General features: G+C 64.1%; 18 protein-coding genes and 1 pseudogene. 10 read left to right on the top strand and 9 right to left on the bottom strand.

The window, feature by feature from the left end:
* Nucleotides 1-62 precede the first annotated feature (62 nt).
* Nucleotides 63-1,613 (bottom strand): long-chain fatty acid--CoA ligase, encoded by a 1,551-nt coding sequence (locus IVA92_RS06245; RefSeq protein WP_247281935.1) that lies wholly within the window; start codon nt 1,611-1,613, stop codon nt 63-65.
* A gap of 261 nt (nt 1,614-1,874) precedes the next feature.
* On the opposite strand from IVA92_RS06245, the gene IVA92_RS06250 reads away from it, so the two are divergent.
* The 7 genes from IVA92_RS06250 to IVA92_RS06280 all read left to right on the top strand — a co-directional run bounded on the left by IVA92_RS06250 (nt 1,875) and on the right by IVA92_RS06280 (nt 10,753).
* On the top strand, nt 1,875-3,011 hold the full coding sequence (locus IVA92_RS06250; protein ID WP_247281934.1) for an acyl-CoA dehydrogenase family protein: 1,137 nt from the start codon (nt 1,875-1,877) through the stop codon (nt 3,009-3,011).
* Nucleotides 3,012-3,140: 129 nt separating this feature from the next.
* Nucleotides 3,141-4,304 (top strand): acyl-CoA dehydrogenase family protein, encoded by a 1,164-nt coding sequence (locus tag IVA92_RS06255; RefSeq protein WP_247281933.1) that lies wholly within the window; start codon nt 3,141-3,143, stop codon nt 4,302-4,304.
* Nucleotides 4,301-4,957, top strand: coding sequence for a glutathione S-transferase family protein (locus IVA92_RS06260; RefSeq protein WP_247281932.1), 657 nt, complete (start codon nt 4,301-4,303; stop codon nt 4,955-4,957). Before IVA92_RS06255 ends, IVA92_RS06260 begins: the two co-directional genes overlap by 4 nt.
* Before the next feature lie 215 nt (nt 4,958-5,172).
* The gene (locus IVA92_RS06265; protein ID WP_247281931.1) at nt 5,173-5,973 is read left to right on the top strand and encodes an AraC family transcriptional regulator; all 801 of its coding nucleotides are present in this window, start codon (nt 5,173-5,175) and stop codon (nt 5,971-5,973) included.
* A gap of 212 nt (nt 5,974-6,185) precedes the next feature.
* Nucleotides 6,186-7,052 carry a 3-keto-5-aminohexanoate cleavage protein gene (locus IVA92_RS06270; protein WP_247281930.1) on the top strand — a complete coding sequence of 289 codons (867 nt, stop codon included), beginning with the start codon at nt 6,186-6,188 and terminating at the stop codon, nt 7,050-7,052.
* A gap of 111 nt (nt 7,053-7,163) precedes the next feature.
* Complete coding sequence (locus tag IVA92_RS06275; protein WP_247281929.1) at nt 7,164-8,780, top strand: acyl-CoA carboxylase subunit beta; 1,617 nt, start codon at nt 7,164-7,166, stop codon at nt 8,778-8,780.
* Nucleotides 8,777-10,753 (top strand): acetyl-CoA carboxylase biotin carboxylase subunit, encoded by a 1,977-nt coding sequence (locus IVA92_RS06280; protein WP_247281928.1) that lies wholly within the window; start codon nt 8,777-8,779, stop codon nt 10,751-10,753. The genes IVA92_RS06275 and IVA92_RS06280 overlap by 4 nt, the downstream gene beginning before the upstream one ends.
* 46 nt (nt 10,754-10,799) lie before the next feature.
* Here the strand turns inward: IVA92_RS06280 and IVA92_RS06285 are convergent, their stop codons facing one another.
* The 7 genes from IVA92_RS06285 to IVA92_RS06315 all read right to left on the bottom strand — a co-directional run bounded on the left by IVA92_RS06285 (nt 10,800) and on the right by IVA92_RS06315 (nt 19,245).
* Nucleotides 10,800-11,786, bottom strand: a complete 987-nt coding sequence (locus tag IVA92_RS06285) for a dipeptide ABC transporter ATP-binding protein (protein ID WP_247281927.1) — start codon at nt 11,784-11,786, stop codon at nt 10,800-10,802.
* Nucleotides 11,783-12,790 carry an ABC transporter ATP-binding protein gene (locus IVA92_RS06290; protein WP_247281926.1) on the bottom strand — a complete coding sequence of 336 codons (1,008 nt, stop codon included), beginning with the start codon at nt 12,788-12,790 and terminating at the stop codon, nt 11,783-11,785. The genes IVA92_RS06285 and IVA92_RS06290 overlap by 4 nt, the downstream gene beginning before the upstream one ends.
* Nucleotides 12,790-13,683: an ABC transporter permease gene (locus IVA92_RS06295; RefSeq protein ID WP_247281925.1), complete on the bottom strand. Its 894-nt coding sequence runs from the start codon at nt 13,681-13,683 to the stop codon at nt 12,790-12,792. Before IVA92_RS06295 ends, IVA92_RS06290 begins: the two co-directional genes overlap by 1 nt.
* A gap of 9 nt (nt 13,684-13,692) precedes the next feature.
* Nucleotides 13,693-14,640 carry an ABC transporter permease gene (locus tag IVA92_RS06300; protein ID WP_247281924.1) on the bottom strand — a complete coding sequence of 316 codons (948 nt, stop codon included), beginning with the start codon at nt 14,638-14,640 and terminating at the stop codon, nt 13,693-13,695.
* Nucleotides 14,641-14,675: 35 nt separating this feature from the next.
* A complete protein-coding gene (locus IVA92_RS06305; protein WP_247281923.1) occupies nt 14,676-16,274 on the bottom strand; it encodes an ABC transporter substrate-binding protein in 1,599 nt (532 codons plus the stop codon).
* Nucleotides 16,275-16,521: 247 nt separating this feature from the next.
* On the bottom strand, nt 16,522-18,072 hold the full coding sequence (locus tag IVA92_RS06310; protein WP_247281922.1) for an AMP-binding protein: 1,551 nt from the start codon (nt 18,070-18,072) through the stop codon (nt 16,522-16,524).
* Between the two features lie 18 nt (nt 18,073-18,090).
* Complete coding sequence (locus IVA92_RS06315; protein ID WP_247281921.1) at nt 18,091-19,245, bottom strand: iron-containing alcohol dehydrogenase; 1,155 nt, start codon at nt 19,243-19,245, stop codon at nt 18,091-18,093.
* Between the two features lie 309 nt (nt 19,246-19,554).
* On the opposite strand from IVA92_RS06315, the gene IVA92_RS06320 reads away from it, so the two are divergent.
* The 3 genes from IVA92_RS06320 (at nt 19,555) to IVA92_RS06330 (ending at nt 25,339) form a co-directional block, all read left to right on the top strand.
* Nucleotides 19,555-20,754, top strand: a complete 1,200-nt coding sequence (locus IVA92_RS06320; RefSeq protein WP_247281920.1) for an efflux RND transporter periplasmic adaptor subunit — start codon at nt 19,555-19,557, stop codon at nt 20,752-20,754.
* Nucleotides 20,751-23,909, top strand: coding sequence for a multidrug efflux RND transporter permease subunit (locus IVA92_RS06325; protein ID WP_247281919.1), 3,159 nt, complete (start codon nt 20,751-20,753; stop codon nt 23,907-23,909). Before IVA92_RS06320 ends, IVA92_RS06325 begins: the two co-directional genes overlap by 4 nt.
* A 239-nt stretch (nt 23,910-24,148) precedes the next feature.
* Nucleotides 24,149-25,339: an ABC transporter substrate-binding protein gene (locus IVA92_RS06330; protein WP_247281918.1), complete on the top strand. Its 1,191-nt coding sequence runs from the start codon at nt 24,149-24,151 to the stop codon at nt 25,337-25,339.
* A gap of 155 nt (nt 25,340-25,494) precedes the next feature.
* Here IVA92_RS06330 and IVA92_RS06335 read toward each other — a convergent pair.
* Nucleotides 25,495-25,842 (bottom strand): annotated as a pseudogene (locus tag IVA92_RS06335) (MAPEG family protein); the annotation flags it as partial.
* Between the last annotated feature and the right edge of the window lies 1 nt (nt 25,843).

The following is a 25,843-nucleotide window of genomic DNA, read 5'->3' on the forward strand; positions in this document are numbered from 1 at the left end:
CTTTCTTGTGGGTTGGAGCAGGCACTTCGAAAAGAAAAAGCGCCCACGAGGGGGCGCTTTGGTCAGGCGGTGGCGACTTTCTCGTCGACTTCGGAAGCCACCGAGAACTCCTTGCGCAAGGTCGGCTTGTGGATCTTGCCGGTGGCGTTGCGCGGCAGCGCCTCGACGAAGCGGATCTGGCGCGGGCATTTGAAGCGCGCGAGGTTGGCCCCGCAATGTGCGAAAACTTCGGCCTCGGTCAGCTTCTGGCCCGGCTTGACCGCAACGATGGCAAGGCCCACTTCGCCCCATTGCGGATCGGGAATCCCGATCACTGCGGCTTCCGCGATGGCGTTGAGCTGATGCAGGACGTTCTCGACCTCGGCCGGATAGACGTTCTCGCCGCCGGAAATGTACATGTCCTTCCAGCGGTCGACGATGTAGTAGAAACCTTCTTCGTCGACGCGTGTGGCATCGCCCGTATGCAGCCAGCCGTCCGTAAACGACGTCTTGTTTGCTTCCGGCCTGTTCCAGTAACCGGGCGTGATGTTGGGCCCCTTGACCCAGAGTTCGCCGACCTCGCCGACATCGGCATCGCTGCCGTCGGGTCGCACGATGCGGACCTCGGTGTGCAGCACCGGCTTGCCAGCGGAGCCGGCCTTGCGCGCAGCATCCTCGCGATCGAGCACCAGCACGGCCGGCGATGTCTCGGTCATGCCATAGCCCTGCTGAAGCGCGACGCCGCGCGCTTCCCACACTTTCAGCAGCGCCACCGGCATCGGCGCGCCGCCGACACCGCCGACGATCAGCCGGCTGAGATCGGTGGTCGCGAAGGCGGGGTGTTGCGCCATGAACTGGTAGATCGCGGGCACGCCGAAGAAGACGTTGATGCCCTGCGCGGGATCGTTGATGAGGCCGAGCGCAGTGCCGGGATCGAAGGCGCGCATGATCATCACCGTGCCGCCGGCATGCAGCACCGGATTGGTGTAGCAATTGAGACCACCGGTGTGGAACAGCGGCAGCACGGTGAGCAGCACCGAGGACAGTCCGATGCAGGCCGGGCCGCCGAGATTGACGCAATTCCAGAAGGTCATGCCATGGGTGATGGTCGCGCCCTTCGGATGTCCGGTCGTGCCCGACGTGTACATGATGGTCGAGACGTCATCGAGCGTGACTTCTTCGGCGCGGTCGAGCGGTTTGGCGGCGTCGATGCCAGCCTCATAGGACCCGCCGGGGCCGAGCAGCAGGCTGGTTGCGACACCGCAGAGCTTCGCCACGCTCAGCGCCGTCTCGGCCAGGTCGGCGTCGTGGATCATCACCTTCGGCGCGCAGTCGCCCGTGATGAACTGGAGTTCGGGAACGGTGAGGCGGGTATTCAGCGGCACGAAGATGGCGCCGAGCCGTCCGCAGGCGAACTGCACCTCCAGCGTATCGGTGGTGTTCAGCGCCAGCACCGCGACGCGGTCACCGCGCGAGACGTTGAGCGTGTGGCGCAGGAATGAGGCGAGGCGCGAGACACGGGCATCGAGCTGCGAATAGGTGAAGCGGCGCTCACTGGCGAGGTCGATGACTGCCACCTTGCCGGGCGTGCGCCGGCCATGATGAGCGATCCAGTCGTAGTAACGAACGGCCACATATCCCTCCCTCGGCGCTCTTGCGCCGCCATGTTATTTATTGCCATGCACCAGGCCCGGCGTGGCCTTGCTGGGCCAGCCGGAGTTGTGTGCACCATATTTTTGATCCGGAGTTGGCCTGCGAGGAGCGAAAATCGTCTTGCGTCAAGTTGCTGGCGCTTGAAGAGGACCGGCCCTCTCCGGCCAGCCACTTGGCGCAAGTGAAACCAACAAAGTTCCGGCCATGCTGGCCGAGGCGAATCCGTACGAGGCGAGAGTGCCATGAAGAGCCCGTTCTACACTGCGGAGCATGACGCCTTTCGCGATGTCATGCGCCGCTTCGTCGAGAAGGAGATCGCGCCCTTCGCCCATGAATGGGACGAAGCCGGCGAATTCCCGCGCGCGCTCTATCGCAAGGCGGCCGAGATCGGGCTGTTGGGGCTCGGATTCCCGGAGGAATATGGCGGGATCGCCGCCGACCAGTTCATGAAGATCGTGGCGAGCCAGGAGCTCGCGCAGGCTGGTGCCGGCGGTGTCAGTGCCAGCCTGATGAGCCACACCATCGGCTCGCCGCCGATCGCCCGCGCGGCGCGCCCCGAGATCAGGGCGCGTGTGCTGCCGCAAATCCTCGCTGGCGAGAAGATTTCAGCGCTCGCCATCACCGAGCCGGGCGGCGGCTCCGATGTCGCGAACCTGCGCACCCGGGCGCTGCGCGACGGCGATCACTACGTTGTGAGCGGGGAGAAGACCTTCATCACCTCAGGGATGCGTGCGGATTATCTGACCGTTGCGGTGCGTACCGGTAGCGAGGGCGCCGGCGGCGTCAGCCTGCTACTGATCGAGGGCAACAGGCCCGGCCTGTCGCGCACGAAGCTGAAGAAGATGGGCTGGTGGGCTTCCGACACCGCGACGTTGCATTTCGACGAATGCCGCGTGCCCGCCGAAAATCTGATCGGCGAGGAAGGTCAGGGCTTCAAGATCATCATGCAGAACTTCAACAGCGAGCGCATGGGCATGGCCGCGAGCTGCACCGCCTTCGCCCGGGTCTGCCTGGATGAGGCGATTGCCTATGCCAAGGAGCGCAAGACCTTCGGCAAGCCGCTCGCCCAGCATCAGGTGATTCGCCACAAGATCGTCGACATGGCGCAGAAGGTCGCCGCCTCCCAGGCGATGCTGGAGATGCTGGCCTGGCGACTCGAGCAGGGCGAAAGCCCGGTCGCCGAAATCTGCATGATGAAGAATCAGGCGACGCAAACCATGGCCTTCTGCGCTTCGGAAGCGGTGCAGATTTTCGGCGGCGCCGGCTTCATGCGCGGCATCAAAGCCGAGCGCATCTACCGCGAGGTCAAGGTCAATGCCATTGGCGGCGGCACCGAGGAGATCATGAAGGATCTGGCATCGAGGCAGATGGGTTTGTGATTGAGGCTGTCATTCCGGGGCGCAGAGCGCAACGGAGCGAGCCGGGATTCCATCGGGCAGCGACTACCGGAGGGGAATGGATTCCGGGCTCATCGCTCCGCGATGTCCCGGAATGACGAAGGGAAAGACATGCTATTCACCGACCATGACGACATCCGCCGGTCCTTGCAGAAATTCATCGCCAATGAGATCAACCCTCATGTCGATGAATGGGAGAAGGCCGACATCTTTCCGGCGCATGAGCTGTTCAAGAAAATGGGCAGCCTCGGCTTTCTCGGATTGAACAAGCCCGTGGAGTTCGGCGGCTCAGGTCTCGACTACTCCTACGCGCTGATGATGGCAGAGGAGCTCGGGGCCATCACTTGCGGCGGTGTCCCGATGGCCATCGGCGTGCAGACCGACATGGCGACGCCGGCGCTGGCGCGGTTCGGCTCGGACGAGGTGCGGCACGAGTTTCTGGCGCCGTCGATCTCGGGAGACTATGTCGCCTGCATCGGCGTCTCCGAGCCCGGCGCAGGATCGGACGTCGCCTCGATCAAGACCAATGCACGCTCGGATGGCGATGATTACGTCATCAATGGCGGCAAGATGTGGATTACCAACGGCACGCAAGCCGATTGGATCTGCCTGCTGGCCAATACGGGCGAGGGGCCCGTCCATCGCAACAAGTCGCTGATCTGCGTCCCCATGAAGAGCAAGGGCGTCACAATCGCGCGAAAACTCGACAAAATGGGCATGCGCTCGTCAGACACCGCGCAGATTTTCTTCGACGATGTCCGCGTGCCCAAGCGCAACCGGATCGGTGAGGAGGGTAAAGGCTTCACCTACCAGATGATCCAGTTCCAGGAGGAGCGGCTCTGGGGCGCGGCGGCCTGCCTGAAGGCGCATGAATACATCATCGATCAGACCATCGAATACACCCGCAACCGCAAGGCGTTCGGAAAGTCGATCCTCGACAATCAGGTCGTGCACTTCAAGCTCGCGGAGATGCAGACCGAGGTCGAGCTGCTGCGCGCGCTGATCTATCGGGCCGCCGAGCAGCTGGTCGCCGGCGAGGACGTCACCAGGCTCGCCACGATGGCCAAGCTGAAGGCCGGGCGACTCGGCCGTGAGCTCACCGACGCCTGCTTGCAATATTGGGGCGGAATGGGCTTTACCAACGAGACGCCGGTCAGCCGCGCCTATCGCGACAGCCGTCTGACCTCGATCGGCGGCGGTGCCGACGAGGTCATGCTGATGGTCCTCTGCAAGATGATGGGCACGTTGCCCGGCAGTAAAGGAAATGCGTCATGATCACGCTCTACCACTGCGAGGCCGCGCGCTCGTTCCGCCCGCTCTGGATGCTGGAGGAGATGAGGCTGCCCTATGAATTGAAGATGCTGCCGTTCCCGCCGCGGGTGTTCGCGAAGGATTATCTCGGCATCAATCCGCTCGGCACGATCCCCTTCCTGATCGACGGCGAGACGCGGATGACCGAATCCTCCGGCATCTGCCACTATCTCGGCATGAAATATGGTCCGACGCCGCTGATGGTCGGCCCCGAAGATCCCGCCTACGGCGCGTTCCTGAACTGGATGTATTTCAGCGATGCCACGCTGACCTTCCCGCAAACGCTGGTGCTCCGGTACACCCAGCTCGAGCCGGAGGAGCGCCGCAATCCGCAGGTCGCCGGAGACTATGCGAAATGGTTCCTGGGACGCTTGCGCGCCGTTGAGGCAGCCACCGCAAATGCCGAAACCTTGTGCGCCGGCCGCTTCACAGCCGCTGACATTGTCATTGGTTATGCCCTCCGCCTTGCCGACAATATTGGGCTGGCCAGGGATTTCGGGCCAAATGTCGCAGCCTATTGGGCGCGCCTGCAGCAACGCGACGGCTTTAAGCGCGCGGTTGCTGCGGAACAGAGGGCAGGCGTCGAGCAGAACGTCGCACCGCGGGTGCGGGCGTAAGCTTCAGCCCGTCATTCCGTGGCGGTGCGCAGCATCGAGCTACGGCGCATCGTTGCGCACCTGAGAATCTCGGGGTTCCGGGTTCGGTCCTGCGGACGGCCGCGGAATGACTGGCCGTGTCTTTTGACAGCGCTATCCTATCGTGACAGCGCCCAAATTTCCGCTAAGGTGACCTCCGTCCGCAGCGGCCAGAGAGCCGCGCGAGGAGGACCCCAATGGAAGATACAGGTCGCGAATCCGACCATTTGATGCTGATCACGCCGGAACGGGTATTCTATGCCGGCCTGCTCGGCCGCCCCCGCAAGCGGACCCCGGGCTGCTGCCATATCTATGTCGCGGTGAAGGGCAGCCTGCATCTGACGATCGACGACGTCCATACCTCCGACGAATTGATCGTGACCCTGCCCAACCAGCGGCACACCATCGCCAGCGATTATCGCAGCGTGATCAGCGTGACGTTGGAGCCTGAGAGCATGCCGGATGGTGTGATCGAGGCTTTGGCCGGGCGGCTGCGGGGACCGGACAAGACTGCCTATGCCCGCAAGATCCTCGCCGCCTACGCGCTACTTCGCCAGCGCCGCTACGGCGACATCACCACCGCCGAGTTCGACGAGATGTGTTTTGGCGAGGCACTGCCGCGCCGCGTGCTCGATCCGCGCGTGATCCGCGCGGTCGCGCGCATCGAGCGCTTCTCCGGCGAGCCGGTCACGGCCGATACTTGCGCAGCCGAAGCGGGATTGTCCGCCTCGCGCTTCCTGCACCTGTTCAAGGAAGAGACCGGCATCTCGTTCCGGTCCTTCCGCGCCTGGAAGCGTGCGCGGCATCTCTTGCACTACGCCAACCAGGACCTCAACCTCGCCCATCTCGCGCAGGACATCGGCTATCCCGATTCCACCCACTTCAGCCACTCGATACGCCGCTTCTACGGCCTGAAGCCGCGCGCGATCTTCGTCGGCTCACGCGATCTCGCGATCTATCGCAGCACCGAGACGGTGCGGATGGCCGAGGCGAGTTAGCGTCCCTCTCGTAGGGTGGGCAAAGGTGCAATGCGCCATGCCCACCACCTGTCCCGGATCGCGATAGAAGAGGTGGGCACGCTTCGCTTTGCCCACCCTACGAAGCTCGTCGTTTTCCAGCTTCTCCGCGCAAGAAGCCGCATGCCGCGCGTCACATGATCGGAAGCGTTGAATTCTCAACGTGCGAGACACCAAGTCATGAGCGTCAAGGCATGAGCGACAAGGCCGTCATCACCTGCGCGCTGAACGGCGTGCTGACCGATTCGAAGCAGCACAACGTGCCTGTGACGCCCGAAGAGATGGCGCGCGAGGCCAAGGCTGCGTTCGACGCCGGCGCGTCCATCATGCACATTCATCTGCGCCAGCAGGCGCCGAACAAGGGCCACTTGCCGTCCTGGGAGGTGAGCGTCAGCAAGGAGATCCAGCAAGCGATTCGCGAGGCCTGCCCCGGCGTGATCATCAACCACACCTCGGGCGTGTCAGGGCCGAACTACTCAGGCGCGCTCGATTGCATTCGTGAGACGAAGCCGGAGATCGCGGCCTGCAACGCCGGCTCGCTGAACTATCTGAAGGTCAAGGCTGACAACAGCTGGGCCTGGCCGCCGATGATGTTCGACAACGCGGTCGAAAAGGTGAAGGACTATCTCGATGTCATGAACGCGGTCGGCACCATTCCCGAGTTCGAATGCTTCGACGTCGGCATCGTCCGCTGCGTCGGCATGTACCACCAGGTCGGCATGTACAAGGGGCCGCTCGAATATAACTTCGTGATGGGCGTCGCCTCAGGCATGCCGTCTGATCCCGAGCTGTTGCCGATCCTGCTCAAGCTGAAGCGGCCCGAAGCGCATTGGCAGGTCACGGCCATCGGCCGCGAGGAGATCTGGCCGCTGCACCAGCGTTGCGCCGAGCTCGGCGGCCATCTACGCACCGGTCTCGAAGACACCTTCTATCTCGCCGACGGCAAGAAGGTGACGTCGAACGGTCAGCTGATCGAAGCCGTCGCTGCCTGTGCCCGGCGTGCCGGCCGCGAGATCGCAAGCCCCGCCGAGGCGCGGAAGATCTTTGGGACGAAGCGCTGAACGTCGGTCCGGGGCGCGCGAAGCGCGAACCATGGTGCCCAATTGCGCACCTGAGAACCTCGAGATTCCGGGTTCGATGCTTCGCATCGCCCCGGAATGACGGAGTAAATTGTGTCCATTCTCGAAAACACCATTTCCCCCGGTAGCGCAGCCTACCACGCCAACCGCGACGGCATGCTTGCGCTGATCGACCGTATGCGCGCGCTGGAAGAGCGCACGCGGGCGGCGTCGGCGGCAGCGAAAGATCGCTTCCACAAGCGCGGCCAGCTTCTGCCGCGCGAGCGCGTCGCGCTGGTACTCGATCCCGGCGCGCCGTTCGTCGAGCTGTCGACGCTCGCCGGCTACAGGTTCGACGTGCCGGATCCGGACAAGAGCGTGCCCGGCGGCGGCGTCATTGCCGGCATCGGCTTTGTCTCGGGCGTCCGCTGCATGGTCAGTGCCAACGACGCCGGCATCGATGCCGGTGCGCTGCAACCTTACGGACTCGACAAGACGCTGCGGGTGCAGGAACTCGCGCTGGAGAACAAGCTGCCTTACGTCCAGCTCGTCGAAAGCGCCGGCGCCAATCTGTTGCGCTACCGCGTCGAGGATTTCGTCCGCGGCGGCAACATTTTTCGCAATCTCGCGCGGCTCTCGGCAGCGGGATTGCCGGTCGTCACCGTGACGCACGGCTCATCCACCGCCGGCGGTGCCTATCAGACCGGCCTCTCCGACTACATTGTCATGGTCCGCGGCCGCACCCGCGCCTTCCTTGCCGGGCCGCCGCTATTGAAAGCCGCGACGGGCGAGATCGCGACCGAAGAGGAGCTTGGCGGCGCCGAGATGCACACGCAGGTATCCGGCCTCGGCGACTATCTGGCCGAGGACGATCGCGACGCACTTCGCATCGCACGCGAAATCATGGCGGCGCTGCAATGGGACCGGCCGGGCAAAGCGGCTCTGCACTTCAAGCCACCGCGCTACAACCAGGACGAGCTCCTCGGCATCATGCCGATGGACCACAAGCGCCCGGTCGACATGAAACAGGTGATCGCGCGCATCGTCGACGATTCCGATTTCACCGAGATGGCGCCGAATTATGGTCCGGCCACGGTCTGCGGCCATGCCCGCATCGAGGGTCAGGCTATCGGCATCATCACCAACAACGGTCCGCTCGATCCCGCCGGCGCCAACAAAGCGACGCATTTCATCCAAGCCTGCTGCCAGACTCGCACGCCGCTGCTCTATCTGAACAACACCACCGGCTACATGGTCGGCAAGGCTTACGAAGAGGCCGGCATGATCAAGCACGGCTCGAAGATGATCCAGGCCGTGACCTCGGCGACGGTGCCGCAGATCACCCTCTATTGCGGCGCCTCGTTCGGCGCCGGCAATTACGGCATGTGCGGCCGCGGTTTCCATCCGCGCTTCTGCTTCTCCTGGCCGAATGCCAAGACCGCCGTGATGGGCGGCGAGCAGGCTGCAGAAACCATGGCGATCGTGACCGAGGCCGCTGCCGCGCGCCGCGGCAGACCGGTCGAGAAGGACAAGCTCGAGGCCATGAAGGCTGAGATCATCGGCGTGTTCGACGGTCAGATGGACGTGTTCTCGACCAGCGCGCGCGTGCTCGACGACGGCGTGATCGATCCGCGCGACACCGGCGCAGTGCTGTCCGAAGTGCTCGCGATCTGCCGCGAGGGTGATGCACGCACACCCCAGCGCATGCAATTCTCCGTGGCCCGCCCATGAGGAACGGATCAGTGCAGCACCGGCCGTTTTTCAAGGTCCTGATTGCCAACCGCGGCGAGATCGCTCTGCGCGTGATGCGCAGCGCGCGACGACTCGGCCTTGGTGTCGTCGCGGTCTATTCAGATCCCGATCGCGACGCCCTCCATGTGCGCCAAGCCGATCAAGCCGTGCGGATCGGCGAGGCGCTGCCGGCGCAATCCTATCTCAACATCCCCGCGATCATCGCCGCCGCCAAGGCGAGCGGCGCGGACGCTGTCCATCCCGGTTACGGCTTCCTCGCCGAGAACGAGGCGTTTGCGCGCGCCTGCAAGGAGGCGGGCCTCGTCTTCATCGGCCCTTCGCCGCAGGCGATCGAGGCGATGGGCAACAAGGCGGGCGCCAAGGAGATCATGAAGAAGGCCGGCGTGCCCGTCGTGCCCGGCTATCAGGGCGTCGACCAGGGTGACGAGGTGATGCTGTCGGAAGCCACAAGGATCGGCTTTCCCGTGATGATCAAGGCGGTCGCCGGCGGCGGCGGACGTGGCATGCGGCTCGTGACCGATGCAGCATCTTTTCCCGATGCGCTGCGCAGCGCGCGATCGGAGGCCAAGGCGGCGTTCGGCGATCCCACGGTCATCCTCGAACGGGCCATCCAGAACCCCCGCCATATCGAAATCCAGGTGTTCGGCGACAGCCACGGCAACGCCATCCATCTCGGCGAGCGCGATTGTTCGGTGCAGCGGCGGCACCAGAAGCTGATAGAGGAGGCGCCGTCGCCCGCCGTGACGCCGGAACTGCGCGCGAAAATGGGCGAGGTCGCCGTCGCTGCCATGAAGGCGCTGCGCTACGAGGGCGCCGGCACGTTGGAATTTTTGCTCGACCAGAGCGGCGAGTTCTACTTCATGGAAATGAACACGCGGCTCCAGGTCGAGCATCCCGTGACCGAGGCGATCACCGGGTTCGATCTCGTCGAGCTGCAGCTGCGCGTTGCGCGCGGCGAGCCGTTGCCGGTGAAGCAGCAGGATATCCGCTTCGAAGGCCACGCCATCGAGGTGCGGCTGTGCTCGGAAGATGCCGCACACGATTTCATGCCGCAGTCCGGCCGCATGGCGCGCTGGCAGGTGCCGGAAGGTATCCGCGTCGAGCATGCGCTGCAATCAGGCGCGGAGATCCCGCCGTTCTACGATTCCATGATCGCCAAGGTGATCAGCCATGGCACGACCCGCGAGGAGGCGAGGGGCCGGTTGATCGTCGGCCTCGAACAGCTCACGGCGTTTGGCGTGACCACCAATCAGGCATTCCTGATGTCCTGCCTGCGTCATCCTGGCTTTGCCCGGGGCGAGGCCACCACCGCCTTCATCGGCTCGCACCGCGATGAACTGTTTGCGCCGCGGACGGCCGCCGCCTTTGATACGGCGCTGGCCGGCCTGCTGCTCTACGCCACGAACCCGTGCGCGCCGTCATGGCGAACTGGACGGAGCCTTGCGACAACGTTTCCGCTGCCGGCAAAAGTCGAGATCGCAGGCCACACGCATGAGCTCGAAATCACGCGGGAGCGCGACGGGTGCTACGCCGTCGCAACGGATGGTCGGCAAGATCGATTCGAGATCGACCAGATCGATGCCGATGCCATCCGCTTCCGCCATGACGGCGTGATTGACAGCGCCAAATTCCTGCGCGATGGCGACCGGCTCTACGTCCAGCGCCGCGGCATCCATCTCGCGGTCGTCGATCTTACCCTGGCCGCGCCGAAGGCTGCCGCGAGCAATGGCGGTGACGGCAAGGTCCGCGCGGCCCTGAATGGTCGCGTCGTCGCCGTCCTGGCCAAGCCGGGCGATCGCGTCACCGCGGATCAGCCGGTGCTCACGCTGGAAGCGATGAAGATGGAGCACGTTCACAAGGCCGGCATCGACGGCATCGTCGCAGCGATCGATGTCGCCGAGGGCGAGCAGGTGACCACTGGGAAGATCATGGCTGAGATCGGGCCGGGGTAGCGGCGGCAAACTAACTTAACGCCCATGGGCCTTCACCGGGACGACATTAGAGAGGCCGCCCCGTCCCGTTATTGAGCAAACACGCGACCTGGTGCCCGCCGGCGGCATCCACCAGTGCCGGCCGTTCCACTCTGCACCGCTCCATCGCAAACCGGCAGCGCGTGTGAAACGCGCACCCCGAGGGCGGATTGACCGGGCTCGGCACGTCGCCATCGACCAGCGGCGCAAGTTTCTTCGCAAGCGGATTAGGGACCGGCACCGAGGCGAGCAGCGCCTGCGTGTACGGATGGCGCGGATTGCGGAACAGCTCGTCCTTGTCGGCAATCTCGACGATTCGCCCGAGATACATCACTGCGACGCGGTGGCTGATATGCGCGACCACGGCGAGATCATGCGCGATGAAGAGATAGGAGAAGCCGTGCTGCCGCTGTAGATCGATCAATAGATTGATCACTTGCGCCTGGATCGAGACGTCGAGCGCGGAGACCGGCTCGTCGCAGACGATCAGCCGCGGCTCCAGTGCCAGTGCCCGCGCGATGCAGATGCGCTGACGCTGGCCGCCGGAGAATTGATGCGGGAAGTTGCGCATCTGGTCTGGCCGCAAGCCGACTTGTTCAAAGAGCTTGGCGACGCGCCCCTCCAGCGCCTTGCCAGTGGCGAGTCCATGCACGGCCAGCGGCTCGCCGACGATGTCGCCCGCGGTCATGCGCGGATTGAGCGAGGCAAAGGGGTCCTGAAACACGATCTGCATCGAGCGGCGGTGCGGCCGCAGCGCCGTCTTCGAGAGATGGGTGATGTCCTCGCCCTCGAGACGAATTTGCCCTGAGGTCGGCTCGACCAGCCGCAGCACGCTCCGCGCCACCGTGGACTTACCGCAGCCGGATTCGCCGACGAGGCCGAGCGTCTCGCCGGTGCCGAGTGAAAACGACACGCCGTCGACCGCATGAACCGTGCCGACCTGCCGGCGCAGCACGCCGGCGCGGACCGGGTAGTGCTTTTTGAGGTCGGTGACTTCGAGCAGCGCTTCGGTCATGCCACCTCCGCCACTTCCGCCGCGCGCCAGCACGCCGCGAGATGGCCGCCGCCCCAGTCCGCCAGCGGCGGATACTCGGCCTCGCAACGCTTGATCGCGAGCGGGCACCGTGGCGCGAAGGCGCAGCCTTTCGGCAACCGCACCAGCGACGGCACGGTGCCGGGAATTTCGTTCAGCCGCGGCGGTGCGGCGACGCCGGACGCCGGCACGGCTGGAATCGAAGCCATCAGCCCACGCGTATAGGGGTGCTTTGGCGATGCAAACAGCGCTTCGACGCCGGCTTCCTCGACCTTCCGGCCCGCATACATCACGATCACGCGCTGCGCGGTTTGCGCGACGACGCCGAGATCGTGCGTGATCAGCACCAGCCCGGTGCCGAGCTCCTTCTGAAGGTCGAGAATCAGCGCCAAAATCTGCGCCTGGATGGTGACGTCGAGCGCGGTGGTCGGCTCGTCCGCGATCAGCAGCGCGGGCCGGCACGCCAGCGCCATCGCGATCATCGCGCGCTGGCGCATGCCGCCGGAGAGCTGGTGCGGATATTCCCGTGCGCGCCGCGCCGGCTCAGGGATGCGCACCAGCCGCAGCATCTCGACTGCGATATTCCCGGCCTCCTTGGCCGACAAGTTCCGGTGCAGCCGCACCGCCTCGGCGATCTGGTCGCCGATCCGCATCACCGGATTGAGCGATGTCATCGGCTCCTGGAAGATCATGGAGATGCGGTTGCCCCTGATAGCACGCATTTCCGCTTCATCCAGCGCTAGCAGATCGGTGCCTTCGAGCGTGACTGAGCCGCCGACAATGCGGCCGGGCGGATCGGGCACCAGCCGCATCAGTGACAGCGCCGTAACGCTCTTGCCGCAACCGGATTCGCCGACGATCGCCAGCGTCTCGCCGCGCCGCACTGTGAACGAGACGTCGTCAACCGCCTTGAAGAGGCCCGAATTGGTGAAGAACACCGTCTTCAGGTTCTTCACGTCGAGCACGAGATCGAATTTGTCAGCCATCAGCCGCGCTGCCGGGGATCGAGGATGTCGCGGAGGGCGTCGCCGAACAGATTGGCGCCGAATACCGCGAGGCTGATGGCGATGCCCGGGAAGATCACCAGCCACGGCGCAGTGCGGACATATTCGGCAGCGGATTCCGAGAGCATACGCCCCCACGACGGATAAGGTTCGGGAATGCCGAGGCCGAGGAAGGACAGCGAAGCCTCGGTCAGGATGGTCGAGCCGAGCTGGGCCGTCGCCAGCACGATCAGCGGCGCCAGCGTGTTCGGCAGCACGTGGCGCAGCGCGATCCGCATCTCGCTCATACCGATCGATTTTGCCGCTTCCACGAAGGGCTGTTCGCGCAGCGCCAGCGTGTTGGCGCGGATGACGCGCGCGACCGTTGGGATCAGCGGAATGGCGATGGCGAGGATGACGTTCGGCAGCGACGGACCCAGCGCCGCCGTCATCACCAGCGCCAGCACGAGAAGCGGCAGCGCCTGGAGAACATCGGAGACGCGCTGGAACACGAGATCGACCCAGCCGGAGAGATAGCCGGAGGTGAGGCCAACGATCACGCCGATCGAGCCGCCGAGCGCCGTGGAGCCAAGCCCGACCGCGAGCGAGATCCGCGCGCCGTGGATGATACGGCTGAACACGTCGCGGCCGAAGGAATCGGTGCCCATCCAGTGCGCAAGGCTCGGGCGCGCCAGCGCTCGGGCGGAATCGACCGTTAGCGGATCGTAGCGCGCGATGAAATCGGCGAAGATCGCAGTCAACACGAAGATCGTCATGATGACGAGCCCCGCCGCGCCCAGCACGTGCCGCTGCGTCATGAACAGCACGCGCCTCCAGCCGCCGGTCGCATGTGCGCCGGCGCGCCTTAATTCGAGATCATAGTCGATCGCAGTCAAGCTGATCTCCTAGTCCGTATACCTGATCCGCGGGTCGAACACCGCGTAAAGCATGTCGACGGTGAAATTCGCGAAGACGACGACGACCGCAATGAACATCACGAGGTTCTGCACGATCGGGTAATCGCGCCAGCGGATCGCCTCGACCAGGAAGCGGGCGACGCCGGGGATGTTGAACACGGTCTCGGTGACGATCAGCCCGCCGATCAGGAACGCCGCCTCGATGCCGATCACGGTGATGACGGGCAGGATCGCGTTCTTCAGCGCGTGGTGATAGTTCACGGCAGCATCGGATGCGCCCTTGGCGCGGGCGGTGCGGATATAATCCTGCCGCAGCACCTCCAGCATCGAGGAGCGGGTGATGCGCATGGTCAGCGCGGCGCTGCGGAAGCCGACCGCGGCCGCCGGCACGGCATAGGTGGCAAACGCTTCGAGCCAGGTCTGCGGATTGGGATTGAAGATCGGCATCTGCCCGAACATCGCCACCGACGCGGTCAGGATCAAAAGGCCAAGCCAAAACGAGGGCAGCGACAATCCGCTGAGGCTGACGACACGCAGGGCATAGTCGAGTTTTGTGCCCTGCTTCACGGCGCTGATGACGCCGAGCGGGATGCCGATGGACGCCGAGAACAACAGCGCAAGGCCGGCAAGCCGCGCCGTGATCGGAATCCGCGGCAGGATCTCCTGCAGCGCCGGCTTCTCCGAGACGTAGGAATAACCAAAGTCGCCGCGCAGAAGACCGCCGATCCAGTGCCAATATTGCACGATCAGCGGTTGGTCGATGCCGAGCTCCTTCTCCAGATTGGCCTTGTCGGCGGGATCGACGTAGCCGGCCGCTGCGAACAGAATGTCGACGATGTTGCCGGGGACGATGCGCAGCAGGAAGAAGATGACGATCGAGATCCCGAACAGGGTCACGAGCATCAGGAACAGGCGCCGCACCAGATAGGAAAACATGCACCGCCTCCTATCGAACCCGTCAGCTGCCCGCGCTACTTGTCGATCCAGACGTCCTCGTAGCGAAAGCCGTTATAGGAGCTGTTCGACATGATCGTGATCCCCTTGACATAGGGCTGCCAGCAGGTGCCGGCCCGCGCATGGAAGATGATCGGCCGGGCGACGTCCTCCTGCAGCTTCTTGTCGATGTCCCAGACCAGTTGCTTGCGCTTGCCTATTTCGATCTCTTGGGACTGCACGTCGAACAGCTTCTCGATCTCCTTGTTGCAGTAATTGGTGTAGTTCCGCTCCGAACCACAGGAGTAGTTTTCGTAGAATGACTGATCGGGATCGTCGACGGAATTGCCGGTCAAGTTCAGGCCGAGCATGTAATCCTTGCGTGCGACCTTCGGGAACCAGTTCGCCGTCTCCACGACGTCGAGCTCGCCGTCGATATAGATGCTCTTGAGCTGGTCGATCAGGATCACCGCGGGATCGCGATATTCCGCGAGATTGCGCGTCGAGACCTTCACCGCGAGGTGCTTGTCGGGGCCGTAGCCCGCCTTCTGCATCAGCTTCTTGGCCTCCTCCCGGCTCGCGTTCACGTTCGGGCCATAGCCTGGAATGGTCTCGAGCTTGTCCTTGGGCATGCCCCAGATGCCCTGCGGCGGCGGGAGCATGGTGCCGCCGATATCGGCCTGGCCTTCGAACAGGATGTCGACGAAGGCTTTGCGGTCGAGCGCCATCGCCATCGCCCGGCGAATATCGATGTTGTCGAATGGCGGGGACGCCGAATTGACGATGATGTTGGTCGAAACGTTGGTCGGCTCGACGGCGCAGATCGCGTTCGGCGCCTGCGACTTGATGTCTTTGAGGAGCGGGATGGTAATGTGCGTCGGGAAGGTCATGTCGAACTTGCCGGCGACGAAGGCGAGGATGGCAGTCGAGCGGTTGGTGATGATCGTGTACTCGATGCCGTCGAGATAGGGCAGGCCCTTCTTCCAGTAGTCAGGGTTTCGCGTCAGCTTGATCGATTCATTGGCCTTGAACTCGACGAATTTGAACGGGCCGGTTCCGACCGGGTGGGTGCGCATGTCGGCCGGCGAGACGTGACAGGGATAGATCGGCGTATAACCGGATGCGAGCATCGCCAGCAGCGACGGCTGTGGCCGTTTGAGGTCGAATGAGACCTCGAAATCGCCGTTCGGCGCGACGTCGTTGACCTCGTTGTACCAGGCCTTGCGCGGATTCTGCCGCAGCTTCTGCTGCGATTTGCCCATCAGGAGATCGAAGGTGCATTTGACGTCGGCCGACGTGAACGGCTTGCCATCGTGCCACTTCACGCCCTGACGCAGCTTGAACGTCAGCTTCTTGTTGTCGCCGCTCCAGGACCAGCTCTCGGCCAGCTCTGGCCTGACGGTCTCAGGGCTGTTCTGCGCTATGTGCTGATCATAGATGACCAGATTGTTGAACACCCCCATGAAGGGCACGTTGATCGAATAGGTCGCGCCCTCGAGGATGGACGCATTGGCCGGGCTGTCGCGATGATACATCCGCAGGATACCGCCCTGCTTGGGCTCGCCGGCAAGCGCAATGGTCGAAAACGCCAGCAAAGATAGCGCCGCCGTCGCGGCGAGCGCCCGCACGCTCCGCATCCTCGTCCTCCCTGGACATCGGCCTTTTGGCCTGTTTGAGGGGACGATAGCGATGGGCGTGAAGGGAGGCAACCGGCAAGGCCGTCCACGCTCTCGACAATTCGGATGACGGAAGGCCGCGGCGCTGTTCTCTCACGATGTCACAGTGCGGTGCGAAGGACGGTTCCTTTCGGGGCGCAGCCAACAAACGCCAGCGTTGTCCCAAATCGGTGCGCGCTGGGACAACAACCGAGTTTGTGGCTGCGCCTCACACGATACGCGACGCCTTGTTCCCCCAGTACCTGTCCCGCAGCAGCCGCTTGTACAGTTTCCCCGTCGGCAGTCGCGGCAATTCCTTTTCGAAATCGACCGAGCGCGGCACCTTCTGCCGCGACAGCGATTTTGCGCAGAACGCGATCAGCTCTTCCGCGAGCGCCGGGCCCGGCACCACGCCTGGCATCGGCTGCACCACCGCCTTCACCTCTTCGCCGAGATCGGCATTGGGCACGCCGAACACCGCGGCGTCGGCGACTTTCGGATGGGTGATCAGCAGATTCTCGCATTCCTGCGGGTAGATGTTCACGCCACCGGAGATGATCATGAAAGTCGCGCGATCGGTGAGGTAGAGGAAGCGGTCCTTGTCGACATAGCCAACGTCGCCGACCGTGCTCATGCTGCCGTCGGCAGAGCGCGCCTCCCGGGTCTTTTCGGGATCGTTGAAATATTCGAACGGCGAGGCCGTCTTGAACCAGATCTGCCCAGGCGTGCCGGTCGGGCACTCCCTCATGTTCTCGTCGAGAATGTGGAGGTCGCCGAGCAGCACCTTGCCAACCGTGCCGCGATGGGCGAGCCACTCCTCGCTGTTGCAGGCGGTGAAGCCGAGTCCTTCGGTGGCGCCGTAATATTCGTGGATAATCGGTCCCCACCATTTGATCATGTCGTCCTTGACCAGGGCCGGGCAGGGCGCCGCGGCATGGATCGCGATCTCCAGCGAGGATAGGTCATAGCGGATGCGTACTTCCTCCGGCAGTTTCAGCATGCGCGAGAACATCGTTGGCACCAGCTGGGTGTGGGTGATGCCCCATCGTTCGACGAGCTGGAGGTAACGTTCCGGATCGAAACTCTCCATGATGACGACGGTCCCGCCCATGCGGATCGTGAGGTTCACGGCAGCTTGCGGCGCGGAGTGATACAGCGGTGCCGGCGATAGATAGACCATGCCCTCGCGGTAGTGCCAAAGTTTCGTGAGGAAATCGAATAGCGGCAGATTGTGCTTTGGCGGCTCCTCCGGCAGCGGTCGCAGGATGCCCTTGGGCCGTCCGGTCGTGCCCGACGAATACAGCATGGCGGTGCCGAGCCACTCATCCGCGATCGGCGTTGTCGGCAGACCGGCGGTCACGTCGGCCAGGCCGACGATGCGCTCGCTCTCGCCAGGACCGTCGGCGACGACGCAGAGCCTGACGTCGGGGCAAGCCTGTATGGCTTCGCGCGCGATGTCGAGCTTCGCCATTGACGTGATCAGGATCTTGGACTGGCTGTTGACGAGGAGATAGGCGAGCTCGCCCGGCGTCAGGAAGGAGTTGATGCAGGTGTAGTAGAGGCCAGAGCGCTCGCCCGCGGCGCAGGCTTCGAGATAGCGCGAATTGTTCTCCATGAAGATCGAATAATGATCGAGCCGCTTCAGGCCGTGCCTACGAAACAGATGCGCGAGGCGGTTACTGCGCGCCTCCAGCTCGCGATAGGTGACGGTCTCGTCCGTCGCCGCCATGATGAAGGCAGGCTGAAGCGGGCGTAGGCGGGCATGCTGACCTGGGTACATCAGTCCTCCGGCTTTGGATCATGCGGCAAGAAGCAGGATTTCGCGCACTTGCGCGGGGCCATCGATCTTGCGGGGATTTCGCGGGATCCAGTTCGTGCGCATCGCCTGTTCGGCGATGGCGTCGAAATGTTCCGGCGATACGCGCACCTCGGCGAGGCTGCGGGGCATGCCGAGCGAGCGGATGAAGGCATCGAGCACGTCGGCGGCATTTTGGCCGGGGAAGCCCATGGCAGCCGCGACGATCATCTGGCGCTCGGCATTGTCGCGCGCATTCCAGCGCATCACCGCCGGCAGCATGACGCAGGAGGTGTAGCCGTGCGGCACGTCGAAGGCTGCGCCCAGGACGTAGCCGATGCCGTGGCTCGCGCCCATGGGAACGCCGGCCGAAAGCGCGCCCATCGACAGCCATGTGCCGATCTGCGCATCCATCCGCGCGTCGAGATCGGCGGGATCGGCCTTCACCCGCGGCAGCGCATTGGCGAGCATGGCGAGGCCCTTCACCGATTGCGCGTCGGCGTAAGGGTGCGTTTCGCGCGAGCAGATCGCCTCGACGCAATGGTCGACGGCGCGAATGCCGGTGGACAGAAACAGCCATTCCGGCGTGTGCACGGTGATAGCGGGATCGAGGATGGTTGCGCGCGGCACCGTGAGCGGATGCCGCAACATCTGTTTCACATGCGAGCTGCGGTCGGTCACGCCCGCGATGGCGCTGAACTCGCCGCCGGCAATCGTGGTCGGCACGCTGATCTGCCGCACGCTCGGGGCGGTCAGCTCGGGCGCGATGCCCTTGTGGACGCGGATGCGCTCGATGCCGCCGATATCATCGATGCCATTGGCGAGGCAAAGCTGCACCGCCTTGGCGCCGTCGGTGATGGAGCCGCCGCCGACGGTGACGATCAGATCCGCGTTCACCTCGCGCGCCGCATGGGTAGCCGCGATCACAGCCTCGCGCGGCGTATGCGCCGGCATGGCGTCGAACAGGCCGGCGCAGCGCTCGCCGAGCGCCTGCCTAATCTTTTTGATTTCGTCGGTCTTCCGGTTGAGCGTGCCCGAGACCATCAGGAAGGCGCGGCGCGTGCCCAGCCGGTCCATCTGCGCGACGATGGCTTCGGCCGCAGGATGGCCGAACACAACCTCCTCGATCGCGCCGTAAACGACACGTCCCTGGTGCACGCCTGTCCTCCCTGGACAATTCGTCTTTGTTTTAAGAGCATAATCTAGCCGAGCCGCTGGTGTCCGTCATGCGCGAAGACGCTGGCCGCTTCTCACCGTCCAGGGAAGTGCCGAGCATGGCTTTTCGTCACCCATCTCGCACTGCCCGTGTGCGACCGTCTCCGTCTCTGTCAACCCACCATCCGGTCAGGGCCGCTTCCCCAGCCTTGCGTCCGCCGTCGTCTTGAAGAGTTCATCATCGCGACACATCTTGTGTCGCCCGCGGGTAGACGAGTACCCTGTCCTGCGGCTTTGATGCGAGGACCTGGGATGAGCGGACCGGACGGAAGCGAGCAGTTTGTTAAAAAGCACGATTTCGTTCAGCGCAGCGCAATCGCCGGGCTTCTCGCTGCGGCGTTCGCCCTTTCCGGCTGCGACAAGCCGGCGTCACAGGCCGCTGCCCCGCCGGCGGCGCCGGTGACAGTCGCCCCGCCGGTCAAGCGCACGGTCACCGATTGGGATGAGTTCACCGGCCGCTTCGAGGCGGTCGAGGAGGTACAGGTGCGCCCCCGCGTCGGCGGCTTCGTCAACTCGGTCGAGTTCCAGGACGGCGCCATCGTGCGTCAGGGCGATCTGCTCTACGTGATCGATCCCCGTCCGTTCGAGGCGGTGGCCACGCAGGCGGAGGGGCAGCTGTCGGATGCGCGCGCCAGGGTGGAGCTTGCCAAGCGCGAGCTCGACCGTGGCCTCAATCTGGTGCAGACCAATGCGGTCTCGGAGCAGGTCGTCGATCAGCGTCGCCAAGCCCTGCAGGCCGCGCATGCGGCCGAGATGCAGGCCGAAGGCGCGCTGAAGGCCGCCAAGCTCAACATCGAGTTCACGCATGTGACGGCGCCGCTGACCGGTCGCGTCGGCCGCCATCTCGTCAGTCCCGGCAATCTCGTGCAGGGCAGCGACAACGGCGCTTCGACGCTGCTGACCTCGATCGTCACGCTGGATCCGATCTACATCTATTTCGACATGGATGAGGCGACCTTCATCAAATACAGCAAATTATGGTTCGAGGGGCGGCGCCCAAGCTCGCGCGACACTGCGAACCCGGTGCAGGTGACGCTGGCCGGTGAGACCAAGCCGTCGCATGAGGGCACCGTCAACTTCCTCGACAACCGGCTCGACGTCTCGACCGGTACGCTGCGCAGCCGCGCCGTGGTCAAGAATACCGACCTGTCGATCCTGCCCGGCCAGTTCGGGCGCGTCCGCCTGATTGGCAGTGCGCCCTATGATGCGCTGCTGATTCCGGACGTCGCTGTCGCAACCGACCAGTCCCGCAAGATCGTGTTCGTGGTGAAGCCCGATGACACGGTCGAGGCGCGTCCGGTGGTGCTCGGGCCGCTCGATGACGGCCTGCGCGTGATCCGCGAGGGGCTGAAGGCGGAGGATCGCGTCATCGTCAACGGCATCCAACGCGCCCGGGTCGGCGCCAAGGTCGCCCCGCAGACGGCGCAAGCGCCGGCCGGTGGCAAGTCATGAATCTTGGCCGCCTCTCCATCAACCAGCCCATCCTGGCAATGGTGCTGTCGATCGTGCTGCTGATCGTCGGCGCGATCGCCTACACCACGTTGCCGGTCTCCGAATATCCGCAGGTGGTGCCGCCCACCGTGGTGGTCACCACGCAATATCCCGGCGCGTCCGCGCAAACCGTATCCGACACGGTCGCAGCTCCCATCGAGCAGGAGATCAACGGCGTCGAGGACATGCTGTATCTCTACAGCCAGGCGACCTCGAACGGCCAGCTCACCATCACCGTCACCTTCAAGCTCGGCACCGATCTCGACAAGGCCCAGGTGCTGGTGCAGAACCGCGTCGCCATCGCGCAGCCGCGTCTGCCGGAGGAGGTCCAGCGCAACGGCGTCACCACGCGCAAGAACTCGCCCGACATCCTGATGGTCGTGTTCATGCTGTCGCCGGACGACACGTTCGACCAGCTCTACATCTCCAACTATGCCTTGCTCCAGGTCCGCGACCAGTTGCTGCGTCTCGACGGCGTCGGCGACATCCAGATCTTTGGCGCACGCGACTATTCGATGCGATTGTGGCTCGATCCCGACCGGATCGCCAATCTCGGCCTGACCTCGGCCGAGGTGCTGGCGGCGATCCGCGCCCAGAACGTTCAGATCGCCGGCGGCCAGATCGCCGAGCCGCCGATCGCCGACCGCGCTTTCCAGCCGAACCTCACCTTCACGGGGCGCCTGAAGGATCAGAAGCAGTTCGAGGACATCCTGATCAAGGCCGGCCCCGATGGCCGGATTGTCCGCCTGCGCGACGTCGCCCGCATCGAGCTGGGTGCCTTGTCCTACACCACCAACAGCTTCCTGCTGCGCAAATCCGCGGTCGCCATGCTGGTGACGCAGCGACCCGGATCCAACGCGCTCGCGACGGCGAAAAACATTTCCGACACGATGACGAAGCTCAAGGAGAGCTTTCCGAGAGGTCTCGACTACAATATCGGCTACAACCCGACCGAGTTCATCGCGCAGTCCGTCCACGAGCTGATCAAGACCATCTACGAGGCGATGCTGCTCGTGGTCGTCGTGGTGCTGGTGTTCCTGCAAGGATGGCGGCCCGCGATCATTCCGATCATCGCTATTCCGGTGTCGCTGGTCGGCACTTTCGCGGTGATGGCGGCGCTGGGCTTCTCCATCAATAATCTCACGCTGTTCGGTCTCGTGCTCGCTGTCGGCATCGTGGTCGACGACGCCATCGTCGTGGTCGAGAATGTCGAGCGGCATCTCGAGCACGGCATGAGTCGGCGCGACGCCGCGCTGAAGACGATGGAAGAGGTCGGCGGCGCGCTGGTGTCGATCGCGTTGGTGCTTTGCGCAGTGTTCGTCCCGACCGCGTTCCTGGGCGGCATTTCTGGGCAATTTTTCCAGCAATTCGCCGTCACCATCGCGGTCGCGACCGCGATCTCCTGCTTCTGCTCGCTGACGCTATCGCCGGCGCTGGCTTCGCAGATTCTGGTGCCGCACGAGGAGAAGCGGCCGCCGGCCGCCTGGAACGTCATCGCGCGCGGCTGGAATGCTTTCACTGGCGTGTTCAACCGGGTGTTCGACCGGCTGGCGCACGGCTATGCGGGTCTTGCCAATTTCGTGATCCGGCATTCGGTCGTGATGCTTCTGGTGTACGTGGTGCTGATCGGCAGCGCGGGCTGGCTGATCGTGACGACGCCGCAGGGCTTCATTCCCGCGCAGGATCGCGGCTACGTCATCATATCCGTGCAATTGCCGGGCGCAGCGTCGCTGGCGCGCACCACCGAGGTCGTACGTGAGATCGAGCGGATCTCGCTGGATACGCCGGGCATCGTCCGTGTTGCGGCATTCGCCGGCTTCTCCGGCGCCACGCGCACGCAGGCTGGCAACGCGGCGGCGCTCTTTCCGGTTTTCGATGAGCCCGAGGTGCGACTGAAAAAGGGGCTGTCCGCCAACGCCATCACGGCCGAGCTGCGCAAGCGCCTCACCGCAATTCAGGGTGCCTTCATCATCGTGATTCCGCCCCCGGCCGTGCCAGGCATCGGCACCGGCGGCGGCTTCACCATCCGCGTCCAGGATCGCCAGGGCCGCGGGCCCGAAATGCTTGCCGCTGCGACCGACGAGCTGGTCGCCGCCGCGCGCAAGGCACCCACTCTCACCTCGGTATTCTCGCCGTTCACGGCCAACACGCCGCAGCTCTTCGTGGACATCGACCGCACCAAGGCGCAGAAGCTCGGCGTTCCCATTTCCAACATCAACGACACGATCCAGTCCTATTTCGGCTCGACCTATGTCAACGACTTCAACCTGTTCGGCCGCACCTACCACGTCACCGCGCAGGCCGATTTCCCGTACCGCAAGGAGCCGAGCGACCTCGCGCGGCTGCGCACGCGCAACGCCTCCGGCGACATGGTGATGCTCGGCAGCGTCGTCGAGTTCAAGGATGTCTCGGGTCCCGATCGCGTCGCGCGCTATAATCTTTACGCCGCCTCCGAATTGCAGGGCGAGCCGGCGCCGGGCACCAGCTCGACCACCGCGCTCAACACCATCAAGCAGCTCGCCAACGATACCTTGCCGAGCGGCTTCACCTTCGAATGGACGGATTTGTCCTACCAGCAGGTCACCGGTGGCAATGCCGGCCTCTACGTGTTCCCGATCTGCGTGCTGTTCGTCTATCTCGTGCTCGCCGCGCAATATGGCAGCTGGACCTTGCCGTTTGCAGTGATCTTGATCGTGCCGATGTGCCTGCTCGCTGCCACCATCGGTGTGCGCATCATGGGCCAGGACGTCAACATCCTCACCCAGATCGGCTTCGTCGTTCTGGTGGGACTAGCAGCAAAGAACGCGATCCTGATCGTCGAGTTCGCGCGCGACATCGAGAACGAGGGCAAGCCGCGGCTCGAGGCCGTCATCGAGGCCTGCCGGCTGCGCTTGCGGCCGATCCTGATGACGTCCTTCGCCTTCATCCTCGGCGTGCTGCCCCTGGTGATCTCGAGCGGCTCCGGCTCGGAGATGCGGCAGGCCGTCGGCGTCGCCGTGTTCTTCGGCATGATCGGCGTCACCCTGTTTGGGCTTCTGTTCACGCCGATCTTCTATGTGGTGGTGAGGAACTTGGCGGAGGGGCGGCGGGACAAGAAGCCAGGGGTCGCTGCGTAGTCAGTGTCGCCACCGGCGTATCCACATCCGCGCCATCATCCCGGACAAGCCTAAGCACAGATTCGGGACCCACCCCCAGAGACGCGCGCTCGCTCAAGGCGCGCTTGGTCCGGTGACGAAGCGGGGAATATAGCGCCCACCTCCATACTAACGGCCTACGCCGAAATGGATGGGCACGCGCGGGGTTCTTCACTACTATCCGCGCGATTTCACAACAGAAGACTGCTGGGAGTTAACATATGAAATCAACATTTTTGGCCGCAGCGGCCTCGGCCGTATTGCTGGCGTCGCCGGCCGCCGCGCAGGGCGTCAAGATCGGCATCCTCAACGATCAGTCTGGCGTCTATGCCGACTACGGTGGCAAATGGTCGGTCGAAGCCGCGAAGATGGCGATCGAGGACTTTGGCGGCGAGGTGCTCGGCCAGAAGATCGAGCTCATCACGGCCGACCACCAGAACAAGCCGGATCTCGCTAGCTCGATCGCGCGGCGCTGGTATGACGTCGAGAATGTCGACATGATCACGGAGCTGACCACCTCCTCGGTCGCGCTCGCGATCCACGAGCTCTCCAAGGAAAAGAAGAAGATCGACATCGTCGTCGGCGCCGCGACCTCGCGCCTCACCGGCGATGCCTGCCAGCCCTACGGCTTTCACTGGGCCTACGACACCCGTGCGCTCGGCGTCGGCACCGGCGGTGCGCTGACCAAGGCCGGCGGCGACACCTGGTTCTTCCTCACCGCGGACTACGCCTTCGGCTACGCGCTGGAAAAGGACACCAGCGAGATCGTCACCGCCAATGGCGGCAAGGTGGTCGGCTCGGTACGCGTGCCGCTCAATTCATCGGACTTCTCCTCCTTCCTGCTCCAGGCGCAGAGCTCGAAGGCGAAGATCGTCGGCCTCGCCAATGCCGGCCTCGACACCACCAACTCGATCAAGCAGGCGTCCGAGTTCGGCATCGTCGCAAGTGGCCAGAAGCTCGCCGGCCTGCTGATGACGCTCGCTGAAGTGAACGGCCTTGGCTTGCAAGCTGCGCAAGGCCTGGTGCTGACCGAGGGCTATTACTGGGATCTCAACGATCGCACCCGCAATCTCGGCGAACGCTTCCTCAAGCGCACCGGGCGGATGCCGAGCATGATCCACGCTGGCACCTATTCGGCGACGCTGAGCTATCTCAAGGCGGTCAAGGCCGCCGGCACCAAGGATTCGGACGCGGTTGCCAAGAAGCTGAAGGAGCTGCCGGTCGACGACGACTTCGCGCAAGGTGGCAAGGTGCTCGAAAACGGCCGCATGGTCCACGACATGTATCTGTTCGAGGTCAAGAAGCCCTCGGAATCGAAGAAGCCCTGGGACTATTACAAGCTGCTCGCTACCGTCCCCGGCGACAAGGCATTCTTCGCCGCCAAGGAAAGCGGCTGTCCGTTGACGAAGTGACGCGCAGCGTTGTTTCGGGGCGATGCGAAGCATCGAACTATGGTGCGCAATTGCGCACCTGAGAATCTCGAGATTCCGGGTTCGGCGCCAATGCGCCGCCCCGGAATGACGGCGGAATTTGGAGCCGCAGATGGGCCCTCACACCAGCCGCAACGCCACAGCGCCATGGCGGCGAGGCTCTGGATCGCGAAACCCAGGCTGCGCTTTGCCGCCGCCTTGGAATAGCCGACGAAATAGGCGATGCGGCCGATGATCCAGACCACGCCGATGCTGGCTGCGATGGCGTCGCTGATATAGATTGCGAACAGCCACAGCGCCGGCAGGAAGATCGGCATCCATTCCAGCGTGTTCATCTGGATGCGAAAGGCGCGCTCGAAATCCGGATGGCCGGACATCGCCGGCACCTTGACGCCGGTCTTGGTGCGCGAGCGAGAGACGTTGACGGCGGTGAAAAAGTAAAATGCGATCGCCAGCAGCGTGACGAGGGCGGTGAGATGATGCATC

The sequence above is a fragment of the Bradyrhizobium sp. 154 genome (genome assembly GCF_023073875.1).
Taxonomy (GTDB): domain Bacteria; phylum Pseudomonadota; class Alphaproteobacteria; order Rhizobiales; family Xanthobacteraceae; genus Bradyrhizobium.

Bases quoted from the DNA above. Each gene is read 5' to 3' on its own strand.
- IVA92_RS06330 (WP_247281918.1), top strand. From the start codon at position 24,149: ATGAAATCAACATTTTTGGCCGCAGCGGCCTCGGCCGTATTGCTGGCG.
- IVA92_RS06300 (WP_247281924.1), bottom strand. From the start codon at position 14,640: ATGTTTTCCTATCTGGTGCGGCGCCTGTTCCTGATGCTCGTGACCCTG.
- IVA92_RS06270 (WP_247281930.1), top strand. From the start codon at position 6,186: ATGAGCGACAAGGCCGTCATCACCTGCGCGCTGAACGGCGTGCTGACC.
- IVA92_RS06250 (WP_247281934.1), top strand. From the start codon at position 1,875: ATGAAGAGCCCGTTCTACACTGCGGAGCATGACGCCTTTCGCGATGTC.
- IVA92_RS06305 (WP_247281923.1), bottom strand. From the start codon at position 16,274: ATGCGGAGCGTGCGGGCGCTCGCCGCGACGGCGGCGCTATCTTTGCTG.
- IVA92_RS06255 (WP_247281933.1), top strand. From the start codon at position 3,141: ATGCTATTCACCGACCATGACGACATCCGCCGGTCCTTGCAGAAATTC.
- IVA92_RS06280 (WP_247281928.1), top strand. From the start codon at position 8,777: ATGAGGAACGGATCAGTGCAGCACCGGCCGTTTTTCAAGGTCCTGATT.
- IVA92_RS06325 (WP_247281919.1), top strand. From the start codon at position 20,751: ATGAATCTTGGCCGCCTCTCCATCAACCAGCCCATCCTGGCAATGGTG.
- IVA92_RS06290 (WP_247281926.1), bottom strand. From the start codon at position 12,790: ATGGCTGACAAATTCGATCTCGTGCTCGACGTGAAGAACCTGAAGACG.
- IVA92_RS06285 (WP_247281927.1), bottom strand. From the start codon at position 11,786: ATGACCGAAGCGCTGCTCGAAGTCACCGACCTCAAAAAGCACTACCCG.
- IVA92_RS06320 (WP_247281920.1), top strand. From the start codon at position 19,555: ATGAGCGGACCGGACGGAAGCGAGCAGTTTGTTAAAAAGCACGATTTC.
- IVA92_RS06260 (WP_247281932.1), top strand. From the start codon at position 4,301: ATGATCACGCTCTACCACTGCGAGGCCGCGCGCTCGTTCCGCCCGCTC.
- IVA92_RS06265 (WP_247281931.1), top strand. From the start codon at position 5,173: ATGGAAGATACAGGTCGCGAATCCGACCATTTGATGCTGATCACGCCG.
- IVA92_RS06310 (WP_247281922.1), bottom strand. From the start codon at position 18,072: ATGTACCCAGGTCAGCATGCCCGCCTACGCCCGCTTCAGCCTGCCTTC.